Source organism: Allorhizocola rhizosphaerae, assembly GCF_003426775.1.
Taxonomy (GTDB): domain Bacteria; phylum Actinomycetota; class Actinomycetes; order Mycobacteriales; family Micromonosporaceae; genus Allorhizocola; species Allorhizocola rhizosphaerae.
Genome location: NZ_QJUG01000024.1, coordinates 47,052 through 53,271, shown reverse-complemented (window position 1 = coordinate 53,271; position 6,220 = coordinate 47,052). Strand labels below are relative to the sequence as shown.

Genomic DNA, 6,220 nt, shown 5'->3' with positions numbered 1-6,220 from the left:
CACGTGGATCTGCGACCGCGCCTGGCGGTGATGCGAGACCAGCTTGTCGTCGGCCGAGATCTCATCCTGCGCGGGCTGGCGTTCCAGGCGTGCTTCCTGTCGGCGACCGCGGTGGTCGGCCGGTTCAGCGTGACCGCCCTCGCCGCACACCAGATCGCGCTGCAGCTGTGGCTGTTCTGCGCGCTCGCGCTCGACGCGGTCGCCATCGCGGCACAATCACTCGTCGGGGCGTCACTCGGGGGTGGGCGTGGCGAGGAGGCGCGCTCGCTGGCCAACCGGATCGCCGTCATCGGCGGCGTGTGCGGGCTCGGGCTCGGCGCGCTGATCGGGGCCGGGGCGTGGGTCGTGCCGGGGTGGTTCACGTCCGACCCGGCCGTGCAGGAGCAGGCCCTGGTGGCGTGGCCGTGGTTCGCTTTGATGCAGCCGCTGGCCGGGATCGTGTTCGCCCTCGACGGCGTGCTCATCGGCGCGGGCGACGTGCGCTACATGCGCAACCTCACCCTTGCCGCGGCGCTCGGCGGGTTCCTGCCCGCGATATGGACCGCGCACATCCTCCAGCTCGGACTCAACGGCGTCTGGGCGGGCCTCACCCTGTTCATCGTCATCCGCCTGGCCGCACTCGTGCTCCGCCTCCGCTCCGGCCGCTGGGCCATCACCGGCGCCCAAGTCACCCCGGCCGCGCGATGACGTCGCGAGTGCGGGGCGGGCGGGGTGGCCACTAGAGTCTGCTTTGGACTGTGGTGGGGAGGGCTGGCGCGGATGCATGATCTCGCGATCAACCTATTGGCGAGCGTCATCGCCGGCGTGGCCGTGTGGGCGGCGCAGCGGCTGGTGAGGCTGCGCGATGCGGGGCGCAAGCGTGCGTTCTTCGGCGTCGAGCCGGGCGCCGAGGTGCTGATGTTTGTGGCCAAGCACCATTCGTCGCCGCGGCCGAGCAGTGTGCACCGGGAGGACGTGGCCACGCTGATCGAGCTCGCTTCGGCGATCAAGGACTGCGGCGGCGAGCCCACGTTGGTCGTGGCGGGCGATGCCCGGCGCGAGTCGGGGCGGCTGACGGAGTATTGCGTGGGCGGGCCGATCACCAACCCGCGCACGGCAGCCTACCTGCGGCTGCTGTTCCCAGGCGTGCGGATGGAGCTGGCCGAGGGCGAGGGCATCGATGACGAGCTGCCCGTGCGCATCGGCGAGCGGGTGTTCACGCGCACTCCCGGTCGCGAGGAATACGTGCTGCTGATCCGGACCGTGCCGCCCGAGGCGCGCCGACCGGTGTTCCTCCTGATCGGACAGACGGCGCGCACCAATCACGCGGCGGCGCGCTATCTGACCGGCAGGCGCCGGCGGCTGGAGCGCGAGTTCCGCGAGCGGCCGACCTTCTGCCTGCTGCTGCGCGTGCGCGAGGCGTCGATGTTCGGCGGCGACCACGTCGAGCGGGTCGCGGAGGTCACCGCCGAGGCAACGAGGCCCCTCCCATCGCTCGCCGCCGCAAGGGCCGCGAGCGAGAGTGACGAGACGGCCGTGGCCGTGGACCCGCCGAGGGCGGGGCGAGACGGCCCGACCCCGGATCGGTAGACGAAGTCGAAGACGACCCGGGCGGGCTCGGTCAGGGTTTGCACGCGTACCTCGGCCTTGCGGCTCAGCCCGACGCCGAAGCTGAGCACGGCTTCGAAGTCGCCGGCCACCGCGACCTCCCGGATCAGCGGCAGCTCGGGCGCGATCCGGCTCGGGCCGATGTAGTGCCGCGCCTGGCTCGGGTCGAGCGCACGCGGGGCCGTGCTCAGCATGGCGTCCTCCCACGCGGTGGCCGAGGGACTGCTCGCGACGCGGCTGCCGGTGCACGGGCGCGACGAGTTCGGCGCGTGGGCGGAGTCGTTCAACCGCGTGGCCGATGCGCTGGAGTCAAAGATCGCGCGCGAACGCCAGTTCACGGCCGATGTCGCGCACGAGCGGCGGCCGGGTGCGGGCCCGAGGGCTCCGGCTCGCTCGGCCCGGGACCGTCCGCGCTGCCGCCACCCACCGCGCCAACACCGTCCACATTGCACATACAGTCACCCGAACCGGCGGACGTCACCACGATCCAGGTCTGGTTGACCTACAAGGGCAGGCTTTTCGCCACCAGCCGCACCCGTCCCGCGACCCTGGCCACGTCGCGGCTCGCGCTCACCGAGCTGTTCGCCGGGCCGACCGCGCAGGAGCGCGAGGCGGGCGTGACCAACGCGGTCACCGACAGCACGACGTTTGACATCAAGGGCATCGCCGGCGGGACCGCCACGGTGGCCTTCTCATCCGGGCTGTTCGCGGGCGGCCGAGACCTGCGGCGCATGCGCCAGGCACAGGTGGTCCACACGCTCACCCAGTTCCCGACCGTGTCGCGGGTGCGGTTCCTGCACAACAACGACCCGTTCGAGCAGCCGTACGGGCGGGCCGACCTCGCCTGCGCGCTGCCGCCCATTCTCGTGCTGCAGCCGGTGCTCGGGCAGCGGGTGACCAGCCCGGTCACCGTGAGCGGCACGGCGAGCACCCGCGAGGCCACGGTCAACGCGCGCGTCCTGGACGCGTCGGGCCAGGAGATCGGCGCCCGCTTCACGACGGCCACGTGCGGTTCGGGCTGCCGCGGCACCTATTCGATGACTTTGCCGTACCAGCCGTGCGCGCAGCAGCGCGGCACGGTCGAGGTGTTCGAGGTGTCCGGTGAGGACGGCACGAGGGTCAACGAGGTGCGCATCCCGGTGACACTGGCCGGATGCTGAGGCGGGTCGCGTGAGGCGGGCCGCGGCCGTCCCGGGTGTAGGAAGAGGACGGCCGCGGTGCGCGCGACAGGCCCGCCGACATCATGGAGAGTGCGCCTAGTCTACGGAAGATGCTCACTCCCTTCGTTCACTTCGTGTGCCGCGTTTTGATTCACTCACGCTGACCGTGCGGTCCAGCGGGGGCGTGTGTGAATGAAGTGAATCGTCTCGCGCGTGAAGACATTGGTGAATCCGTCCGAAGGCGCGACCAACCGGGGAGACGTCGTGAATCATTTTCGACCGTGACGATGTTCATGAAAACCGTTGACACGGGGTGGCGGGTGGGGCGAAGGTGGCCGGGATGGAGACAGCTGATGGAGGTTCGATGTCTCGATACACCAGGAATAGTCTGCTGGCCGCGGCGCTCGCCGGGGTGGTCGTGCTCACACCGGTCAGCCCGGCGCAGGCGGTCGATGAGCGTCAGGAGGCCTATGCGCGGGCGGCGGCCGAGTTCGGTGTGCCGGAGAGCGTGCTGCTCGCGGTGTCCTATCTGGAGTCCCGCTGGGACGTCAACGCGGGCACGCCCAGCACCAGCGGCGGGTTCGGGCCGATGCACCTGACCGATGCGGCGCTGCTGAGCGCGGGGCGGGACGCGCTGCCCGACCACGGCGACGACCGGCGCGGCGACGACTCGCGGGCGAGCGAGCAGGCGCCGCACGGTGTGCCCGACAACGGGCCGCCGGCCGCAGCGTTGCAGACCATCGACCCGGCCAGCGCGCTGAGCGGCGAGTCAAAGCAGGCCCTGCGGTCCGACCCGGCGGCGAACATCCGCGGCGGGGCTGCGCTGCTTCGGCGGTACCAAGAAGAGATTCAAGGACCGGTGGGAAGCGCAACCGACCCGGCCGCCTGGTATGGCGCGGTGGCCCGATATTCGGGCGCCGAGACACATGACGCCGCGGCCGGTTTCGCCGACGAGGTCTACGCGACGCTGCGCGCGGGCGCGAACCGCACAACCGACGACGGCCACACCGTGACGCTGAGAGCGCACGGAAATCTCGCTCCCGACCGCGGATGGCTCGACCGCTGGCGGCTGCGCAAGCTTGAACGCCCCGACGGGCTGGAGTGCCCGGTCGACATCGCGTGTGAGTGGCTCCCGGCGGCATATGCGTTGCGCGGCAACGGATCGAACCCCGGCAACTACGGGCAGTACGACAAGGGCAACCGCCCGCAGCAGCAGCGCATCGAATACATCGTGATCCACGATGCGGAGGGCTACTACACGGGCACCACCCGGCTCGGGCAGGACGTGAACTGGCCGGCCAGCTGGCACTACACGATGCGCTCCGTCGACGGGCAGACGGCACAGCACATCAAGGCCAAGGACGTGGGCTGGCACGCCGGAAACTGGTACCTCAACGCCAAGGCCGTCGGCATCGAGCACGAGGGATTCGCCGCGCAGGGCACCTGGTACACCGAAATCATGTATCGCACCTCGGCGAAACTGGTGCGGCACCTGGCCTTCGCGCTGGGCATCCCGCTGGACCGGCAGCACATCATCGGGCACGACAACATCCCGGGCATCACGCCGGCGCGGGTCGGGGGCATGCACTGGGATCCGGGCCCGTATTGGAACTGGGCGCACTACTTCGAACTGCTGCGCGCGCCGTGGCACGGGACGGGCACGCACCACACCGGCCTGGTGACCATCAATCCCGACTTCACCACCAACCGGCCCGCGTTCACCCACTGCCCGCCGGCGTCCAACCCGGGCGGGCTGCCGATCCCCGGCCCGTGCCCGTCGCGCGGGTCGTCGTCGGTGATCCTGCGGCAGGACCCGGCGCACGACGCGCCGCTGATCAACGATCTGGGCATCCGGCCGGACGGCACGCCCAACACGATGAACGTCAAGGATCACGGCGCCCGTGCCTCGGCCGGGCAGAAGTTCGCCATCGCGGAGGTGCGGGGCGAGTGGACGGCGATCTGGTACCTGGGCCGCAAGGCGTGGTTGCACAACCCGCCCGGTGCGCGCAACGCGTTGTGGTCGTTCGGGTTTGTCGCCCGGCCCAAGGAGGGCAGGGCCACGATCCCGGTCTACGGGCGGGCCTATCCGGAGCAGGCGGCCTATCCCGCGAACGTGCCGTATCAGCCGCTCGCGCCGCTGCAGTACACGTTCGCGGCGGGCCAGCGCTATGTGGTGGGTGACATCCTGCCCAGCGAGTACTACCGGGCCGTCACGTTCGACGGATCGTCACCGGGCGACCGGACGGTGGTCGAGGGCGAGATGAGGTACGTCCAGATCCAATTCGGGCACCGCATTATGTACGTCAACCTGGACGACGTCGATATCCTGCCGTCGATCTTCTGACCCACCCCTGGTCGGGGGACTTTTGCCAGCGCTACATCTCTGCTCCGGTTTCTCGGAACAGAGATGTAGCGTCGCTGCATGAGCACTGACGTGGTGATCCGGCCGGGCGGGCCGGCGGACATCCCGGCCGTGATGGGCTTGCTGGACACGGCGGGCGCGCCATCGTGAGGCTGCGCATTCCGCTGGGAGCCGCCGACCTGTCCCGGACCAGGTTTGCCGTCTCACCGGTCTATGAGACGGTCATGGCGCTGGCAGTGCTGCGCCGGCCCGGTGTCCACGCGGTGCACATGCCATGGGCGACATGGGCACGACCGCGGTTGCGCGACATCGACGGATTGCCCATGCTGCTGGCGTTGACCGCGCGCGACGACTTCAAGCCCTCGTTTCTCATGCCGCCGCCCGACGCGCGCCTGCCCGACCTCGACACCGAGCTGCGCAGGGTCACAGCCACGCCCGCAACGCGTGCCCGCGGCGATGTCGCGCGGCTGCACTCGCATGCGGTCGCGGAGTTCGCCGCCGATCCGCGCCGCTGGCTGCCGCGCGTGACCCACGCGCTGCGGGAGTGTTTCGAGCGCATCCTCGAGCCACACTGGGAGCGCATCGTCCGCGTGCTGGAGGCCGACATCGCACACCGCGCCGGACTGCTTGCCGAGCACGGCTTCGACGGGCTGTTCGCCGGCCTGCACCCCGAAATCGCCTGGAGCGAAGGCGAACTCGTCGTCCATCCACAAAGGACTGCCGAGGCCCGGGTCGCCCTGCGCGGCCATGGGCTCATCCTGTGCCCGAGCGCGTTCTGCTGGCCGCGTGTGACCGCGGGTGTCCGCCCGGTCGCGGCCGGCACGCTGCGCTATCCGGCGCGCGGGGTGGCGACGCTGTGGGAGTCCGCCGAACCGACCCCCGCGGCGCTGGCCGACCTCATCGGCCGCACTCGCGCGGCGATCCTGACGCAGTTGGCGCGCCCGCACACCACCACCGATCTGGCCCACGCCCTCGACATCACGGCCGGCGCGGTCTCGCAGCATCTCACCGTGCTGCGCGAGGCGGGCCTCGTCGCGACGCATCGCGACGGCCGCACCGCGTTGCACCTGCGCACCGCCCGCGCACTGTCGCTGTTGGAATAGCACGAGAA

The 6,220-nt window shown here is 70.7% G+C and carries 6 protein-coding genes and 1 pseudogene; 6 read left to right on the top strand and 1 reads right to left on the bottom strand.

Annotated elements, in window-relative coordinates:
- Positions 1 to 687, top strand: a 687-nt coding sequence (locus DM816_RS07225) for an MATE family efflux transporter (protein ID WP_246001667.1), incomplete at its 5' end; no start/stop codon positions are given.
- A gap of 24 nt (positions 688 to 711) precedes the next feature.
- Entirely contained in the window at positions 712 to 1,569 is an 858-nt protein-coding gene (locus DM816_RS07220) for a hypothetical protein (RefSeq protein WP_162907205.1), read from the top strand.
- Between the two features lie 14 nt (positions 1,570 to 1,583).
- Here the strand turns inward: DM816_RS07220 and DM816_RS45675 are convergent.
- A pseudogene (locus DM816_RS45675) lies at positions 1,584 to 1,781 on the bottom strand (AMIN-like domain-containing (lipo)protein); the annotation flags it as partial.
- Between DM816_RS45675 and DM816_RS44240 the strand changes: the two are divergent.
- The 4 genes from DM816_RS44240 to DM816_RS07200 all read left to right on the top strand — a co-directional run bounded on the left by DM816_RS44240 (position 1,780) and on the right by DM816_RS07200 (position 6,212).
- Positions 1,780 to 2,088 (top strand): HAMP domain-containing protein, encoded by a 309-nt coding sequence (locus tag DM816_RS44240; protein WP_246001666.1) that lies wholly within the window; start codon positions 1,780 to 1,782, stop codon positions 2,086 to 2,088. The pseudogene DM816_RS45675 and the gene DM816_RS44240 sit on opposite strands and share 2 nt — an antisense overlap.
- The gene (locus DM816_RS07210; protein WP_246001664.1) at positions 2,034 to 2,747 is read left to right on the top strand and encodes a Gmad2 immunoglobulin-like domain-containing protein; all 714 of its coding nucleotides are present in this window, start codon (positions 2,034 to 2,036) and stop codon (positions 2,745 to 2,747) included. The genes DM816_RS44240 and DM816_RS07210 overlap by 55 nt, the downstream gene beginning before the upstream one ends.
- A 364-nt stretch (positions 2,748 to 3,111) precedes the next feature.
- Positions 3,112 to 5,091: a peptidoglycan recognition protein family protein gene (locus DM816_RS07205; protein ID WP_117209364.1), complete on the top strand. Its 1,980-nt coding sequence runs from the start codon at positions 3,112 to 3,114 to the stop codon at positions 5,089 to 5,091.
- Between the two features lie 164 nt (positions 5,092 to 5,255).
- Positions 5,256 to 6,212, top strand: coding sequence for an ArsR/SmtB family transcription factor (locus DM816_RS07200; RefSeq protein ID WP_117209363.1), 957 nt, complete (start codon positions 5,256 to 5,258; stop codon positions 6,210 to 6,212).
- Positions 6,213 to 6,220: the final 8 nt, after the last annotated feature.

Coding starts and splice junctions, on each gene's coding strand:
- DM816_RS44240 (WP_246001666.1), top strand. CDS start 1,780: ATGGCGTCCTCCCACGCGGTGGCCGAGGGACTGCTCGCGACGCGGCTG.
- DM816_RS07205 (WP_117209364.1), top strand. CDS start 3,112: ATGTCTCGATACACCAGGAATAGTCTGCTGGCCGCGGCGCTCGCCGGG.